This is a genomic window from Actinomadura formosensis NBRC 14204 (assembly GCF_001552155.1).
GTDB classification, from domain to species: Bacteria; Actinomycetota; Actinomycetes; order Streptosporangiales; family Streptosporangiaceae; genus Spirillospora; species Spirillospora formosensis.
On sequence record NZ_BCQQ01000032.1, the window covers coordinates 1 to 16136 of the forward strand.

General features: G+C 69.4%; 16 protein-coding genes and 1 tRNA gene. 3 read left to right on the forward strand and 14 right to left on the reverse strand.

Features of this window, described 5'->3' with window-relative positions:
• The 10 genes from AF1_RS11075 to glmU form a co-directional block, all read right to left on the reverse strand.
• Nucleotides 1-736, reverse strand: a 736-nt coding sequence (locus AF1_RS11075; protein WP_217999813.1) for a hypothetical protein, incomplete at its 3' end; no start/stop codon positions are given.
• Nucleotides 737-829: 93 nt separating this feature from the next.
• Nucleotides 830-1726 (reverse strand): glycosyltransferase family 2 protein, encoded by an 897-nt coding sequence (locus AF1_RS11080; protein ID WP_067796162.1) that lies wholly within the window; start codon nucleotides 1724-1726, stop codon nucleotides 830-832.
• A 68-nt stretch (nucleotides 1727-1794) separates the two neighbouring features.
• Complete coding sequence (locus AF1_RS11085; protein WP_067796289.1) at nucleotides 1795-3057, reverse strand: sulfate adenylyltransferase subunit 1; 1263 nt, start codon at nucleotides 3055-3057, stop codon at nucleotides 1795-1797.
• 29 nt (nucleotides 3058-3086) lie between these two features.
• Nucleotides 3087-4004: a sulfate adenylyltransferase subunit CysD gene (cysD, locus tag AF1_RS11090; protein WP_067796165.1), complete on the reverse strand. Its 918-nt coding sequence runs from the start codon at nucleotides 4002-4004 to the stop codon at nucleotides 3087-3089.
• A gap of 108 nt (nucleotides 4005-4112) precedes the next feature.
• Entirely contained in the window at nucleotides 4113-5096 is a 984-nt protein-coding gene (locus AF1_RS11095; protein WP_067796168.1) for an inositol monophosphatase family protein, read from the reverse strand.
• An 84-nt stretch (nucleotides 5097-5180) separates the two neighbouring features.
• Nucleotides 5181-6659, reverse strand: coding sequence for a sugar transferase (locus AF1_RS11100; protein WP_067796171.1), 1479 nt, complete (start codon nucleotides 6657-6659; stop codon nucleotides 5181-5183).
• 253 nt (nucleotides 6660-6912) lie between these two features.
• Entirely contained in the window at nucleotides 6913-7488 is a 576-nt protein-coding gene (pth, locus tag AF1_RS11105; RefSeq protein ID WP_067796174.1) for an aminoacyl-tRNA hydrolase, read from the reverse strand.
• A gap of 95 nt (nucleotides 7489-7583) precedes the next feature.
• Nucleotides 7584-8210: a 50S ribosomal protein L25/general stress protein Ctc gene (locus AF1_RS11110; RefSeq protein WP_067796178.1), complete on the reverse strand. Its 627-nt coding sequence runs from the start codon at nucleotides 8208-8210 to the stop codon at nucleotides 7584-7586.
• Between the two features lie 241 nt (nucleotides 8211-8451).
• On the reverse strand, nucleotides 8452-9432 hold the full coding sequence (locus tag AF1_RS11115; protein ID WP_084262773.1) for a ribose-phosphate diphosphokinase: 981 nt from the start codon (nucleotides 9430-9432) through the stop codon (nucleotides 8452-8454).
• A 164-nt stretch (nucleotides 9433-9596) separates the two neighbouring features.
• Nucleotides 9597-11048: a bifunctional UDP-N-acetylglucosamine diphosphorylase/glucosamine-1-phosphate N-acetyltransferase GlmU gene (glmU, locus tag AF1_RS11120; RefSeq protein WP_255218795.1), complete on the reverse strand. Its 1452-nt coding sequence runs from the start codon at nucleotides 11046-11048 to the stop codon at nucleotides 9597-9599.
• A gap of 237 nt (nucleotides 11049-11285) precedes the next feature.
• Here glmU and AF1_RS11125 point away from each other — a divergent pair.
• A tRNA-Gln gene (locus AF1_RS11125) sits at nucleotides 11286-11356 on the forward strand.
• On the opposite strand, the gene AF1_RS33165 is transcribed toward AF1_RS11125, so the two are convergent.
• Entirely contained in the window at nucleotides 11327-11560 is a 234-nt protein-coding gene (locus AF1_RS33165; RefSeq protein ID WP_084262774.1) for a hypothetical protein, read from the reverse strand. The two genes, AF1_RS11125 and AF1_RS33165, sit on opposite strands and share 30 nt — an antisense overlap.
• A 3-nt stretch (nucleotides 11561-11563) precedes the next feature.
• A complete protein-coding gene (locus tag AF1_RS11130; protein WP_131732507.1) occupies nucleotides 11564-12193 on the reverse strand; it encodes a hypothetical protein in 630 nt (209 codons plus the stop codon).
• A gap of 529 nt (nucleotides 12194-12722) precedes the next feature.
• On the opposite strand from AF1_RS11130, the gene AF1_RS11135 reads away from it, so the two are divergent.
• Nucleotides 12723-13676: an acyl-CoA desaturase gene (locus tag AF1_RS11135; protein WP_067796189.1), complete on the forward strand. Its 954-nt coding sequence runs from the start codon at nucleotides 12723-12725 to the stop codon at nucleotides 13674-13676.
• 53 nt (nucleotides 13677-13729) lie between these two features.
• Nucleotides 13730-14476: a TetR/AcrR family transcriptional regulator gene (locus AF1_RS11140; protein WP_067796193.1), complete on the forward strand. Its 747-nt coding sequence runs from the start codon at nucleotides 13730-13732 to the stop codon at nucleotides 14474-14476.
• Here the strand turns inward: AF1_RS11140 and AF1_RS11145 are convergent.
• Both AF1_RS11145 and AF1_RS11150 read right to left on the reverse strand, forming a co-directional pair.
• Nucleotides 14468-14830 carry a VOC family protein gene (locus AF1_RS11145; RefSeq protein WP_067796195.1) on the reverse strand — a complete coding sequence of 121 codons (363 nt, stop codon included), beginning with the start codon at nucleotides 14828-14830 and terminating at the stop codon, nucleotides 14468-14470. The genes AF1_RS11140 and AF1_RS11145 overlap by 9 nt on opposite strands.
• 310 nt (nucleotides 14831-15140) lie before the next feature.
• The gene (locus tag AF1_RS11150) at nucleotides 15141-15935 is read right to left on the reverse strand and encodes a trans-aconitate 2-methyltransferase (RefSeq protein ID WP_067796198.1); all 795 of its coding nucleotides are present in this window, start codon (nucleotides 15933-15935) and stop codon (nucleotides 15141-15143) included.
• Nucleotides 15936-16136: the final 201 nt, after the last annotated feature.

Below are 16136 nucleotides of genomic sequence, written 5' to 3' on the forward strand. Positions count from 1 at the left end.
CGGCGGCACCGGCGGGTGCGGGCTTCGCCGAACGGCGGCGCCACAGCAGGAACCCGGCCCCGGCGGCGGCCACGACGACCAGTCCGCCGCCGCCGAGCAGGACCGGGGTCATGGAGCCGCCGTCGTCCTTGTTCGCCGCGGTGTCCTCGGCGCCCGCCGCCGGCCCGGTCGGCTGCGCCTGCGCGAGCGTCCGCACCTCCTGCTCTTCGGTCTGCTTCGTGGACTGCGGCGCGGGCTTGCCGTTGTTGCCGGGCTTGCCGGACTTCGGCGGCGCGTACTTCGACTCCGGCAGCGTCTGGACGAACTTCAGCAGCGCCAGGTCGGGCTTGCCCTTGCCGCCCTGCACGGCCTTGGTGTAGGCGGCCTTCACCTGGCCCGCCGGCAGCGTGTTGGACGTCGCCTTGAGCTGGTCCCCCGCCAGCACCACGTAGGTGCCCTTCCGGTTCATCAGCCCCGGCAGCCGCTGGAGGACCTGCCCCGCGTCCTCCCCGGCCGGGAGGATCGCGATGAACACCGGCACGGACCGGCCCTGCGCCGTGCGGAGCAGCTCCTGCGCCCCGTCCGACCGGTAGTACTTGGCGTGCGAGTCGACGTAGTAGCCGCTCTCGGTGATGCCCTCGGCGACCGCGTCGAGGTCCACGCCCGCGAACGCGGGAGTGGCGGTCAGCGCGAGCGCCGGCGCCAGGGCCAGCGCCAGCGTCCCGGACGCGACGATGCGGCGGGAAGAGATGTTCACGGACAGGCTCCTTCTAGCACGGCGACGGGCATTGACAGTAGCGGCGCGACATGGGGAAAGGTGGTGGAAGCCCGGGACTCGGCGCGGCTCGCGTCAGATGCCGCGGCCCCGGGTGTGCAGGGCGAGCAGGACGCGTTTGCCGGACACGACCCCGGACGCCACCGCCAGCGCGAACGGGACACGGCGTTCGGCCGGGTTCGCCTTCAGCGCGCGCGCCGACCAGCGCAGCGCGTCCTTGCGGCGGCCGACGGTCGCGCAGCCGAACGCGAGCTGCCCGTATACGCGTCCGGCCGCGCCCGGCTCCTTCCCGATCTCCGGGTAGTGCTCCAGGAACCACTCCAGCGCGGCCACCTTCGTCTCCCACGCCTGCGCGTAGTACGACGTCAGCCCCCACAGGACGCGGACGTACGGCTCGTCGACGTTCACGACGGGGTGGCGGCGGGCGGCGCGCAGCGCGAGGTCCCAGTCCTCGCCCTGGCTGCCGGGGATCGTCTCGTCCACCATGCCGATCTCGATCAGCGGCTCGCGGCGCGCCACATACGTGGACGAGTGGACGCTCATCATCCGGTCGCGGATCAGCGCGGCATAGGTGACGCGGCCGGTTCCGGCCAGCCGGGGCAGTTCCCGCCCGTCGAAGTCGATGAGGATGCCGGAGCTGCACAGCACCGCGTCCGGTTCGCCTTCGAGGGCCTTCACCTGCGCGGTGAGCTTGCCGGGCAGCCACTGGTCGTCGTCGTCGCAGAACGCGACGAGATCGGTGTCCAGGGCCAGGATGCCGGAGTTGCGGGCGCCCGCGAGACCCGGCTCCCGGGTGTTGACGATGACCTCGACGCGGTCACCGGCGAGCGACACGTCCGGCTCCGCCCGGTCGAACACGACGACGGCGCGCAGCTCGCCTTCGTAGTCCTGTGCGAGCACCGATTCCAGCGCGCGGCGCAGCAGTTCCGGCCGGTTGTGCGTCGGGAGGACGACTCCGACGGATGGGGGCATCGAGGGCCTGCCTTGTCGAGGGTCGGAAGGGAGGACCGCGGGACCCGGGCCGGCCCCGCGGCGTGCGGTCAGCGCGCGCCGAGGATCATGCCGGCGGCGACGGTGTTGCCCGTGGCCTCGTCGATCAGGATGAAGCCGCCGGTGAGGCGGTTGCGTCCGTAGTCGTCCACGAACAGCGGCTGCGTCACGCGGAGCGAGACCCGGCCGATCTCGTTCAGGCCGAGGGACGCCGCCTGCTCGTCACGGTGCAGGGTGTTGACGTCCAGCCGGTAGTGCAGGTCCTTCACCATCGTCTTCGCGGTGCGGGTCGTGTGCTTGATGACCAGCCTGGTGCGCGGCGCGAGGGTGCGGTCCGGGGTCATCCAGCAGACCATCGCGTCGAGGTCCTGCGCGACCTCGGGACGGTTGTTCGGACGCGCGATCATGTCGCCGCGGGAGATGTCGATGTCGTCGGCGAGGCGCAGCGTCACCGACATCGGCGAGAACGCCGCGTCCACCGGCCCGTTCGGGCCGTCGATGTGCGTGATCGTCGTGGTCAGGCCGGACGGCAGGTGCACGACCTCGTCGCCCGGCTTGAGGACGCCGCCCGCGACCTGCCCCGCGTAACCGCGGTAGTCGTGCAGGTCGGGATCGGTGGAGGCGTGCGGGCGGATCACGTACTGCACCGGGAACCGCACGTCGATGAGGTTGCGGTCGGAGGCGATGTGGACGTGCTCCAGATGGTGCAGCAGCGACGACCCCTCGTACCACGACATGTTCACGCTGCGCTCGACGACGTTGTCGCCGTGCAGCGCCGAGATCGGGATGAACGTCAGGTCCGTCACCTCCAGCTTGGAGGCGAACGCGGTGAACTCGTCCACGATCTGCTCGTAGACGGCCCGGTCGTAGCCGACCAGGTCCATCTTGTTGATCGCCACGACCAGGTGCGGGACCTGCAGCAGCGTGGTCAGGAACGCGTGCCGCCGCGACTGCTCCAGGATGCCCTTGCGGGCGTCCACCAGAATGATCGCCAGATCGGCCGTCGACGCGCCCGTCACCATGTTCCGGGTGTACTGGATGTGGCCCGGCGTGTCGGCGATGATGAACTTGCGGCGCGGCGTCGCGAAGTAGCGGTACGCCACATCGATCGTGATGCCCTGCTCGCGTTCGGCGCGCAGCCCGTCGGTCAGCAGCGCCAGGTTGGTGTACTCCTCGCCCCGCTCGGTGCTCGTGCGCTCCACCGACTCCAGCTGATCCTCGAAGATCGACTTGGAGTCGAACAGCAGCCGGCCGATCAGGGTCGACTTGCCGTCGTCGACGCTGCCGGCGGTGGCGAACCGCAGAAGGTCCATCGGCTTGCCCGCGGGTTCGGTCCCGGCCATCAGAAGTACCCCTCCTTCTTGCGGTCCTCCATCGCGGCCTCGCTCGTCCGGTCGTCGGCGCGGGTCTGGCCGCGCTCGGTGATCCGGGTCGCCGCGATCTCCTCGATCACTTCGTCCAGCGTCACCGCCGACGACTTCACCGCGCCGGTGCAGGACGCGTCCCCCACCGTCCGGTACCGGACCGTCGCCGCGAACTCCGGCTCGTCGTCACCGCGGTTCGCAAAACCCGTCTCGGCGTCCAGCAGCAGCCCGTCACGCTCGAACACCCGGCGGGAATGCGCGAAGTAGATCGAGGGGAGGGCGAGGTCCTCCCGCCGCACGTAGTCCCAGATGTCGAGTTCCGTCCAGTTCGACAGCGGGAACACCCGGACGTGCTCCCCCTGCTCGATCCTGGTGTTGAACAGGTTCCACAGCTCCGGACGCTGGTTCTTCGGATCCCACTGCCCGAACTCGTCCCGGAACGACACGACCCGCTCCTTCGCGCGGGCCTTCTCCTCGTCCCGCCGCGCCCCGCCGAACGCGGCGTCGAACCGGTGCTCCTCGATCGCCTCCAGCAGCGGCGCGATCTGCAGCCGGTTCCGGGACGCCCGGCGGCCCTTCTGCTCCACCACCGTGCCGGCGTCGATCGCGTCCTGCACCGACGCCACCACCAGCCGGACCCCCAGCTCCGCGACCCGCCGGTCCCGGAACTCGATCACCTCGGGGAAGTTGTGGCCGGTGTCGACATGCAGCACGGGGAACGGGATCGGCGCGGGCCAGAACGCCTTCTCGGCGAGGCGCAGCATCACCAGGCTGTCCTTGCCGCCCGAGAACAGCAGCACCGGCCGCTCGAACTCGGCCGCCACCTCCCGGAAGATATGGATCGACTCGGCTTCGAGGACGTCTAGCTGCGACAGCAGATAATCGGAACGCTGCATGGTCTGGGGTTCTCTCCACGTTCTGGCAGATGCAACCGGTGGCGACGGGACGGACGTCCCACCGGATCGAACTCCGGCCTACGCGACTCGCTCCGCCCGGCCGGCGGGTCAGCCGGGCAGGACGCCGCTCACGTCCTCGATGCCGGTCAGCAGCGCCGGTGCCGACACGGGATGGCACACCAGGATATCCGGCAGCCGCGGATCCTCCCGGTTGTACTCCAGCGGCGCCCCGTCGATCCGGGACGCGTGCGCGCCCGCACCGAGCGCCACCGCCGCCGGGGCCGCCGAGTCCCACTCGTACTGGCCGCCCGCGTGCACATACGCGTCGACCTCGCCGAGCAGCACCGCGGAGATCTTCGCCCCCGCCGACCCGATCGGCACCAGCTCCACATCGATGCCGTCCGAACCGGAACCATCCCCCGCCCGCGCCTTCGCCAGGCGCTCGGCCAGGTGCCGCACGAACTCCGGCGGACGCGTCCGGCTGACCGCGATGCGGAGCTTGCCCGCGTCCGGTGCCGGGACGTGCAGCGGCACCTCACGCGGCTGCGTCCGGCGCACCACGTCCGGACCGGCCGGGACGGGGCCCCGCTCCCCCGGCTCCGCCCGGACGAGCGAGGCACCGCCCGTCGCGTCCGTGCGGAGCGTCAGGCCCTGCGCCGGCAGCGCCACCGCCCCGGCGGCCAGCCGCCCCCTCCCGGACGCGTCGCGCTCCCACAGCGCCACATGGACGGCCCAGTCGCGGCGGCCCTCCTCGGAGAACTCGCGGGTCCCGTCCAGCGGGTCGACGATCCACACCCGCCGGGCGGTGCGCCGCTCGGCGTCGGCGGTGTTGCGGGTCGGGGCGCGGCCATCGCCCTTCGAGCGTTTCCCCGCCGCCGAGGAACGGCCCTCCTCCGACAGCACGGCGTCGCCGGGACAGCGCTCCGCCAGCGCCGCCATGAGGTACTCGTGCGCCCGCAGGTCGCCCGTGTCCTTCAAGGCCCGCGCGTCCGCGAACCCCACCTCGTCCCGCACGCCCAGCAGCAGCCGCCCCGCCGCACCGGCGAGCTCCGCCGCCAGCACGTGGTCGTCCACCGCCGCTCCCTCGGTCATCCCGTGCTCACATTCCCGACTCGAATGGTCTGTTCGGTCTACTTTCTCATGCGTCCCCGAGCACCCCCGGGACCCGGGGCCCGATCAGTAGGCGCCGGAGCCGCGGAACACCGCCGACCAGGTCCTCCACATGATCTGCAGGTCGAGCGCGAGCGTCCAGTTGTCGACGTAGCGCAGGTCGAGCCGCACCGACTCCTCCCACGTCAGGTCCGAGCGGCCCGACACCTGCCACAGGCCCGTCAACCCCGGCTTCACCACCAGCCGCCGGTACACGTCGCCGCCGTACTGGGCGACCTCCTCCGGCAGCGGCGGACGCGGACCCACCAGCGACATGTCCCCGCGCAGCACATTGAACATCTGCGGCAGCTCGTCCAGCGAGTAGCGGCGCAGCCACCGCCCCACCCGGGTCACCCGCGGGTCCTCCCGGATCTTGAACAGCACCCCGTCGTTCTCGTTGGCCGCCAGCAGCTCCACCCGCCGCGCCTCCGCGTCCCGCACCATCGTGCGGAACTTCAGCACGGTGAACTCCCGGCCGCCGCGACCGACCCGGGTCTGCCGGAACAGCACCGGGCCGCCGTCCCCGTCGAACTTGATCAAAAGCGCGACCAGCGCCAGCAGCGGGCTCAGCGCCACGATCCCGGCGAGCGCCGCGACCCGGTCGAACAGACCCTTGAAGACCTTGCGGCCCCCGTCCAGCTCCGGGTGCTCCACGTGCAGCAGCGGCAGCCCCGACACCGGGCGGATCGAGATCCGCGGACCGGCCACGTCCATCAGCGCCGGCGCCACCACCAGCTCGACGTCATCGCGCTCGATCTGCCACGCCAGCCGGCGCAGCGCCACCCCGTCCATCTCCGGACAGGCCAGCACCGCCACCGAGTCGGCGCCGAGCCGGTCCGCGACCGTCGCCGCCTGCGCGAAGTCGCCCAGCACCGGCACGCCCTCGACCTCGGCCACCGCGTCGTCACCCGACGCCAGCGCGGGCGGCAGGCACACCGCCACGATGTCCATACCGTGGTACCGCTTCTGCCGCAGCAGCCGGATCAGGTCGGCCACCGCCGTCCGGTGCCCCACCGCGACCACACGCCGCATGCACTCGCCGTTCCACCGCTTCTTGTGCAGCCACTTGCGCAGCCGGTAGCGGGCGACGAGCGCGAGCAGCGTCCCGAGCGGCAGCGCCATCACCACATAGCCGCGCGCCACCTCGGTCTTCGTCGCATACGCCACGATCGCGACCGTCGCGGTCAGGATGAACCCGGCGCGCAGCACCCGGTGGAACTCCTCGGACCCGACGCCGACGTACTTGGGCTGGTACGCCCGGCACAGCATCAGCGTCGGCACCCACACGAGAGGAAGAACGATGGTCAACACCACGTACGGCGCGTCCAGCTCGGTCGGCACCCCCGGGAACCTGAGCACGAACGCGATGACGCCGGCCATCAACATGCTGACGAAGTCGAGCCACCGCGCCAACCGGCGGTAAGATCCACTCCAGTTCTGTGACCGGACGCGTCCCTGCTCATGGCGGATCGATGACTTGGCCTGGACCTTGTCAACGACGGCCATAAAGATCTCACCAATCCCCTGTAACGGGCGCCCCGTCAGCGCGCGATTCACACCGAAGACGGTTGAACGCCGCCCGAGGTTCACATGGACCCCGCACCTCATTCATGCAGCATCCTACGACCGGTTTACCATGGTCATCGCGTGAATGCCCACATCACACCCGCAACATCAGCGCCCCGCGGCGCCCACCGGCGAAACAACGGCCGCACCCGCATGATCACCGACCGGCCACCGAACGGACGGCCGGATACGGTCACCCCGCGTGGAACACGTTCTGCGCCGCCGCCAACCCCTGCGACACCAGCGCCTCCACCGCATCCGCCGCCCGGTCCACCTCAAGCTCGAGATCCTTGCGCTCCGCCGCGGAGAAGTCCCTCAGCACGAACGCCGCCGCGTCCATCCGGCCCGGCGGGCGCCCCACCCCGAACCGCACCCGCAGGTACTCCCCCGACCCCAGCGACTTCGTGATCGACCGCAGCCCGTTGTGGCCATTGTCACCACCGCCCAGCTTCAGCCGCACCGCACCGAACGGGACGTCCAGCTCGTCATGGACGACGATCAGCCGCTCCACCGGCACCTTGTAGAAATCCCGCAGCCCCTTCACCGGACCGCCCGACTCGTTCATGAACGACCGCGGCTTCGCCAGCACCGCCCGCGCACCCGCCAGCCGCCCCTCCAGCACATCCGCCCGCGCCCGATGCGACCTGAACCGGCCCCCGGCCCGCGCCGCCAGGACGTCCAGCACCATGAACCCCGCGTTATGCCGGTTCCCCGCATACGACGGCCCCGGATTACCCAGCCCCACCACCAGCCACGGATCCGCGCTCACCCGAACTCCTCACAGACGTCCATGGCCCCCGCCGGTGCGCACACCCGCGGGGGCCATGAAAGAAAGAACGATGCGGCCGGCCACCCGGCCACGCGTCACTCCGCGGCGGCCTCACCCTCGGCCGCGGCGGCCTCACCCCCGGCGGCCTCGGCGGCCTCCGCCGCGGCCTCCGGCGCCGTCGCCGCCGACGCGTCCTGGATCTGCAGGATCAGCGTCTCATCGTCCGCCACCAGCGTCGTCCCCGACGGAAGCCTCAGGTCCTTCGCCAGCACCTGCGAGTCGATCTCCAGCCCGGAGACATCCACATCCACGGACTCGGGAATGTGCGTCGCCTCCGCCTCCACGGAGATCTCCACCACCTGCTGTGCCACCTGACCGCCCGGGACCACGTCACCGACCACGTTCACCGGCAGGTCGACGACGACCTTCTCACCGCGCTTCACCAGCAGCAGGTCAACGTGCTCCAGGAACCCCTTGATCGGGTCGCGCTGCACGTCCTTCGGCAGCGCCAGCGCGGTGCCGTTACCGAGCCCCTCGATGGTCAGCAGCACGTTCGGCGTCTTGAGCGCGAGCATCAGATCATGCCCCGGCAGCGAGATGTGCTCCGGGTCGGTGCCGTGACCGTAGAGGACGGCGGGCACCTTGCCGGCCCGGCGGGTGCGCCGCGCGGCACCCTTACCGAACTCGGTGCGCGGCTCGGCGGCAATGCGTACCTCGGACACGGCGAAAACTCCTCGTTGTTGCGATCCACGGCCGTCCGCCATCGGACGTCCGCTGCGGACAGTGCGTCTCAGGCGATGCTCGATGCGTCAGGCGCCTCGAAGATTCTTTGCGTTCCCCGGGGAGTGCGACCCCAGCACCGGCACCACACTGAACGACCCGGGGCATACGCGGATTAACCAAGTCTAGCCGATCGCCGCCACGCCCAACGCCAGCGCCCGCCGAGAAACCGCCGCCCAAGAGCTAACTGTGCCCCCCGAACAGGCTCGTCACCGAGCCGTCACTGAAGACCTGGTTGATCGCATGGGCGACGAGAGGAGCGATCGACAGGACGGTCAGCTTGTCGAACTGCTTCTCCTCCGGAATCGGCAGCGTGTTCGTCAACACCACCTCGGAGATACGGGAGTTCTTCAGCCGGTCCACCGCCGGACCCGACAGCACACCGTGCGTCGCCGCCACCACGACCTTCGTGGCACCGTTCTCGAACAGCGCGTCCGCGGCCTTCACGATCGTCCCACCGGTATCGATCATGTCGTCGACCACCACGCAGGTGCGGCCCTTGACCTCGCCGACCACATCGAAGACCTTGACCTCGTTCGCCACATCCGGGTCGCGCTTCTTGTGGATGATCGCCATCGGCACACCGCCCAGCCGGTCCGACCAGCGCTCGGTCACCCGCACCCGGCCCGCGTCCGGCGCCACCACCGTCACCTGCGAGGTGTCCAGCCGGCTCTCGAAATGCCCGGCCAGCAGATCCAGCGCGAACAGGTGATCCACCGGGCCATCGAAGAAACCCTGGATCTGCGCGGTGTGCAGGTCCACGGTGAGGAGCCGGTCGGCGCCCGCCGTCTTGAACAGATCCGCCATCAGCCGCGCCGAAATCGGCTCACGGCCCCGGTGCTTCTTGTCCTGCCGCGCGTACCCGAAGAACGGCGCCACCACGGTGATCCGATTGGCCGACGCGCGCTTCAGCGCATCCACCATGATCAACTGCTCCATGATCCACTGATTGATGGGAGCCGTGTGGCTCTGGATCACGAAAGCGTCGGAGCCACGGACCGACTCCAGGAACCGCACGAACGTCTCGCCGTTGGCGAAGTCATACGCGGACGTCGGTGTCAGCTCGATGTGGAGGTTGTCGGCTACTTCCTTGGCCAGGTCCGGGTGGGCTCGGCCAGTGAAGAGCATCAACTTCTTCTGACCACTCGCTTTGATCCCACTCACCTCTGACAACTCCCCCTCAATGGATGTGCCTTACATGTGGGGTGTTGTCCCCACTCCCCGCGCACCACAAGAGTGCGGCCCGCGGGTTGCTCTGTTGTCGAAGGACACCGCCGTCCTCCACCTCCCCGCCCCTGGAGCGGGACCGTCGTCACCTCGGCACCGGGCTACGGCGCGCCCGCGCCCTCGCCTTCGCCCTTCGCCCGGCGGGCCGCCTCCGCCGCCGCCGTACCCGGCCGCGTCCGCTCCACCCAGCCCTCGACGTTGCGCTGCCGCGCCCGCGCGACCCCCAACGCCCCCGGCGGGACATCCTGGATGATCACCGACCCGGCCGCCGTATAAGCGCCATCACCCACCGTCACCGGCGCCACGATCATGTTGTCGCTGCCGACCTTCACATGGGACCCGATGACACTGCGACGCTTCTGCACACCGTCATAGTTGACGAACACCGAACTGGCGCCGATGTTCGAGTGCTCACCGATCTCGGCATCGCCCACATAGGTCAGATGCGGCACCTTCGAGCCCTCACCGATGTCGGCGTTCTTCGTCTCGACATACGTCCCGACCTTGGCCTTGCGCGCCAGCCTCGTCCCAGGCCGCAGATAGGCGTAGGGCCCCACCGACGCCTCCGGCCCGACCTCCGCCTCCACGCACACGGCGTTGACCACGGACGCACCCTCGCCGACCCTCGTATCGGTCAGCGTGCACCCCGGCCCGACCCGCGAGCCCGCACCCAGATGCGTCCTTCCATGCAACTGCGTCCCCGGGTGGACCTCGGCGTCCTCATCGGCGGTCACGTCCACATCGATCCAGGTGGACGCCGGGTCGACGATCGTGACCCCCGCCCGCATGTGCGCCTCGACGATCCGGTCGTTCAACTGCCGCCGCGCCTGCGCGAGCTGGACCCTGTCGTTCACGCCCTGGGTCTCCACCCAGTCGGCCGCCAGATGCGCGCCCGCCCGGTGACCGTCCCCGCGCAGGATCGCGACCACGTCGGTGAGGTACTCCTCGCCATTGGCGTTGTCGGTGGTCACCCGCTTGAGCGCGTCCGCCAGCAACGCCCCGTCGAAGGCGTACATGCCGACGTTGATCTCGGTGATCTCGCGCTGCTCCGCGGTGGCGTCCTTGTGCTCGACGATCGCCTCGACGCTGCCGTCCGCCGCCCGCACCATCCGCCCGTACCCGGTCGCGTCCGGCATCTCGGTCGTCAGCACGGTGGCGGCATTGCCCTCGTCCTCATGGGCCCGGACGAGCGCCTGCAACGTCTCCCCCCGCAGCAGCGGATGATCGCCGTTGGTGACCACGACGGTCCCCTCCAGCGCGCCGGTCTGCTCCAGCGCCATCCGCACGGCGTGCCCCGTCCCGCCCTGCCGCTCCTGGACGGCCGCCTCGGCGTCCGGCGCGTGCTCGGCGAGATGCGCGACGACCTGCTCGCGCCGGTGCCCGACCACCACGACGAGCCGCTCCGGCTCCAGCCGGCGCGCGGCGGCCAGCACATGGCCGAGCATGCTGCGCCCGCACAGCTCGTGCAGGACCTTCGACTTACGGGACTTCATCCGGGTGCCCTCGCCCGCGGCGAGAACGATGACGGCGGCCGGTCGGCTCGCAGCGCTCACAAGGAGGCTCCTCGGCATCGCGGACGGGATCGGTCACGGACGCGCCCACCTGCGAGACGGCAGGCCAGAGCACACCCGACACGGGCAGGATACCGCCCGCCCGCACCCAGTCACCCCGCCGCCCACCCGACGCCACCCCCGCCCTACATCAAAGATGTGGGGCCGTTGGCTCCGACTCGGTATCGTTGGCCCGGCAAGCTCGGTACCAGCACCTGACTGGTGTCCGATTTCACCCAATCCCGGGTGGTCTAGGGGCATGACTACTGATTTTGGTTCAGTCAACGGAGGTTCGAATCCTCCCCCGGGAGCACGTTTGTCCGGATTTCCTGGCGAGGGGCGAGCATGGTACCGAAGGCCCAACCCTCGATCCTTCGGTAGAGGTCCGCGCTCTGCCTGACCGTGACAAGAGGGCACCCTTTGTAGGCGTCGACGGTGTTCTTCGGCTTGCGCTTCTTGATCACCAGCTTTTCGAACCCCTCGACCGGCGTCCCGACCAGATCGCCCCACCACACCTATTACCCTTGCCTGCCGCGATCGTTGAGGATCTTGCTGAGGACCTCGTCGGAACGGCTGATCAGACGAGCCTCGGCAGGGTCACCGCCCAGCATCGCACCGTAGGCCCACCCCTCGATGCGCCGGTAGAGGTCCGCGCCCTTCCTGATGGTGATCTGTAGACATCCTCGGTACTCATCGAGGAGGTTCTTCCTGGTGGTCTTGGGGTTGTGTTTCTTGATCACCGGATTTTCAAAGCGCTCGACCGGCGTCCCGACCAGATCGCTCCACCACTTCGTCGCGGCCTCGACGTCACCCGTCTCGTGGATGTGCAGACGCACTTGTACGTGGTCGCGCGGCACCCCGACGACGCCGAGGAAGCGCAGGAAGAAGACCACCAGCGCCGGGTCGCTGTTGATGAACGACACCTTCTCGGTACGCCGGTAGATCTTGTCCTTGGTCCCCTCACACCAGTACACGAGCGCACCGGCGATCACCACCTCGCGCTCGCTTAGACCGCCCAGCTCACGGCAGGCGCCCAGCTTGATCTCCTGCCGCCGCTGCTCGGCCTCGATGTGGTAGGGCTCCCAACGGGCCTTCCACATCGCCGCGACTCGTTCCTGCTCGTAGCCTGGCCGACGCTCGTAGGGCACGTCCCGTAACCAGAGCGAGCAGGTACTTATGGCGATATTCAGGGAGCCCGCGATCTCGCGGTAGGTCCAAGCCCTGGCGGCGGAGTTCGATGGCCTTGGGCTTGAGTTTGTCTCGGATCTCGTCCGGCATTGGTCCACTCATGACGGAAACCTACTACCGCTTTAACTCTACGTTGCCGCATTGTTGCTTTCCGTAATGTCATGAGTGAGTCGTTTGTCCGGATCGGTTTAGTGCACCCGCTGCAGGCAAGTTCCTTTCTGTGCGGGTCGGCTGCGTCCAGGGGCGGATGGCGCGACGATCACCACGGACATGCACAGGTCGAGGAGCGGGCTCGCGGCGTGGGTGGGGCGTTCTCGCGGGACGAGGGGGCACCTCGCCATCGCCTCGCGACGGTGTTTCCCAAGAGGGGTTTGTGGCCCGAGAGGTGGTTTCTCACCGATTTTACCTTTCAACACTGTCCAACTTACGGATGCGTAGCTTACGTTGGCGTAGGTAAGACCGCCCCCGAGTCACAGAAAGTGGTGACGCATGACAACAGCTCCGACCGTCGATCCACCTCGTCCGCAGCCGCGGCCCGAGATCGTGCCGGAGGCGCGCGGCACAGCCGAACGGGTGCTCATCGCCGTGTTCACCGGGGTGCCGCTCCTCGCGCTGTTCGCGGCGGTTCCGCTGGCGTGGGGCCGGTTCCTCGGCTGGACGGACGTCGTGCTCACGGCGGTGTTCTACGTGCTGTCCGCGGGGGGCATCACGGTCGGGTACCACCGGTACTTCACACACGGGTCGTTCAAGGCGAAGCGGGGCTTGAAGATCGCCATGGCGCTGGCCGGGAGCATGGCCATCGAGGGGCCGGTCATCACGTGGGTCGCCGATCACCGGCGCCACCACAAGCACTCGGACAAGGAGTTCGATCCGCATTCGCCGTGGCGGTTCGGTGACGACTGGAAGGCGCTGGCGAAGGGGCTGGCCTGGGCCCACTACGGGTGGCTGTTCGACGCGAACCGGACGTCCAAGCAGCGGTTCGCGAAGGATCTGCTCAACGACCGGGACGTCCGGCGCGTCCATGCCGCGTTCCCGGGGCTGGTGGCGGTGTCGTTCCTGCTGCCGGCGGTGATCGGCGGGCTGGTCACGATGTCGTGGGCTGGTTTCCTGACCGCGCTGTTCTGGGCGGGGTTCGTCCGGATCACGCTGGTGCACCATGTGACGTGGTCGATCAACTCGATCTGCCACACGTTCGGCAAGGAGGAGTTCGAGGTGCGGGACAAGTCCCGCAACGTGTGGTGGCTGGCCATCCCGTCCCTCGGCGAGTCCTGGCACAACCTGCATCATTCGGATCCGACGTGCGCGCGGCACGGCGTGCTGAAGGGGCAGGTCGACATCAGCGCCCGGATCATCCAGGCGTTCGAGAAGGCGGGCTGGGCGTACGGCGTCCGGTGGCCGAACAGCGACAGGCTGGCGGCGAAGCGCACAAAGCAGGCGGTTTGACCGCCACAATTGATCCTGTGACAGAACCCGCTCCGAGGACCCGCAGAAAGCGGATGACCGGCAAGGAACGCCGCGAGCAGCTTCTCGACGTCGGCCGTTCGCTGTTCGCCGGGCGCGGTCTGGACGGCACCTCGGTGGAGGAGATCGCCTCGGCGGCCGGGGTGTCGAAGCCCGTGGTGTACGAGCACTTCGGTGGCAAGGAAGGGCTTTACGCGGTCGTCGTCGACCGGGAGTTCGAGCGGCTGCTGAAGCTGGTGACGGACGCGCTGAACTCGGTGGTCCACTACCGGAGCAAGCTGGAGAAGGCCGCGCTGGCGCTGCTGGAGTACATCGAGGGTCATCCGGACGGGTTCCGGATTCTGGTTCGCGATTCGCACGGCGGTACGGGTACCGGCACCTATGCCAGCCTGCTGAGTGAGATCGCCGGTGAGGTCGAGCACATCCTCGCGCAGGAGTTCGACCGGCACGGCTATGACGACAAGTTCGCTCCGCTGTATGCGCAGAGTCTGGTCGGCATGGTGGCGTTGACGGGCCAGTGGTGGCTGGACGTCCGCAAGCCGCGCCGGGAGGATGTGGCGGCGCATGTGGTGAATCTCGCGTGGAACGGCCTGTCGGGGCTGGAGCCGAGGCCGTCGCTGGATCCGCGTCGCCGCCGCAAGGAGATGGAGCGCCGGGAGAGGTTGGCCGAGAAGGCGGCGGCGAAGGCGGAGAGAGCGGAGGGGAAGGCGGCTGCGAAGGCGGAGAAGGCGCAGCGCAAGGCGCAGCGTGATGTCGAGGAGATTCCCGACGCGTCAGCGTGACGGCTGCAGGAATTCGAGGCGGTTCCCGACGGGGTCGTGGGCGTAGAGGCGCCGGTATCCGGGGAGGAGGTCGTCCGGCCTGGTGTCGTGGCCTGCGGCGCGGAGGCGTGCGGCGAGGGCGTCGAGGTCGTGGACGAGGAGTCCGGGGTGGGCTTTGCGGGCGGGGTGGAAGTCCTGCTCGATGCCGAGGTGGAGTTCGGTGCCGTTGCCGCGGAACCAGGCTCCGCCGCGTCCGGCGAGTTCGGGTGGTTTGGGGACTTCGTCGAGTCCGAGGACGCCGGTGTAGAAGGCGCGGAGCCGGTTCTCGCTGCCGGGCGGGGCGGCGAGCTGGACGTGGTGAACGCCGGTGATCATGGTTGCCTCCGGAGGGTGGCAACCGGTGGCCGCCCTGAGTTCGTCTGGGCGGCCACCGGCCAGGGGTCGCCGGCCTCGGGTCGCGAGGCCGGGATGTGCGGACGCCGCCCGTTCCCGTCGGTGATGGCACACCGCAGGGGAACAGGTTGCTTCACTCTGGGGGCCGGGCGGCATCCCGTCTTCGGGCCGTCTCGAGCATGTGGAACCCCATGGTTCATCTCTCGACGTCAAGACAGATGATGCCCAACTCGTATCTTGATGTCAAGAATTCCATGGGCCGCCGCGAGGGGAGGACGGGTGGCGTCCCCGCCTAACGGGCGTCGCGCGTGGCGATCACGAAGATCCGCCGGAAGGGGAACACGGTGCCGTAGGGCGCGGCGGGGTAGGCCCGCCGGAGCCTTTCCCGGTAGGTGTCGAGGAATTCGTCGGTCTCGTCCGGGTCGAGGGCGGACAGGGCGGGCCGCAGCGTGGTGCCCTTGACCCATTCGAGGACGGGGTCCTCGCCCTGCAGAACCTGTGCGTAGGTGGTCTCCCAGGCGTCGACCGCGTATCCGTGGCGGGTGAGGAGGTCGAGGTAGCCGGCGGGGTCGAGGACGGGTGCGTCCCGCTGGAATTCACCGAGTTCGGCGCGCCATCGGTCGGAGCGGCCGAGTTCGCGCAGGATGGCGTGGCTGGGCGCGTCGAAGTTGCCGGGGACCTGGAAGGCGAGCCGTCCGCCGGGTGCGAGTGCGCCTGCCCATCGGGGCAGCAGGTCGGGGTGTTCGGGGATCCATTGCAGGACGGCGTTGGACACGATGAGGTCGACGGGCCGGTCGGGTTCCCAGTCGGTGACGTCCCCGACGCGGAAGGTGAGCCGTCCGGGGATTTCGTGTTCGCGGGCCGCGGCGATCATTTCGGGTGAGCCGTCGAGGGCGTCGATGACGGCGTGCGGCCAGCGGGCGGCGAGGGTGGCGGTGAGTTCGCCGCTGCCGCAGCCGAGGTCGGTGACGCGCGCGGGTTCGGTTCTCCCGAGGCGTGCGACGAGTTCGGCGAAGGGGCGGGCCCGTTCGCCGCCGAAGATCCCGTACTGCGCGGGGTCCCACACGGTGGTGTTCTCTCTCGGCATCGGGTCACAGCCTGCCCGGCCTATATCTTGATGTCAAGAGTTCTGGCGTGTGCCGCCCGGACACCGTTCGGGGAGAACACCGGCGACATCACCCGCTGGGCACCGGTCCACCGGCAGGCTCCGGACGCGGCGCGGCCGATCGCCGCCGCACTGGCCGGGCGGCGATCGGGGCGTGTTTCTCGATATCAAGACAGGTAGGGT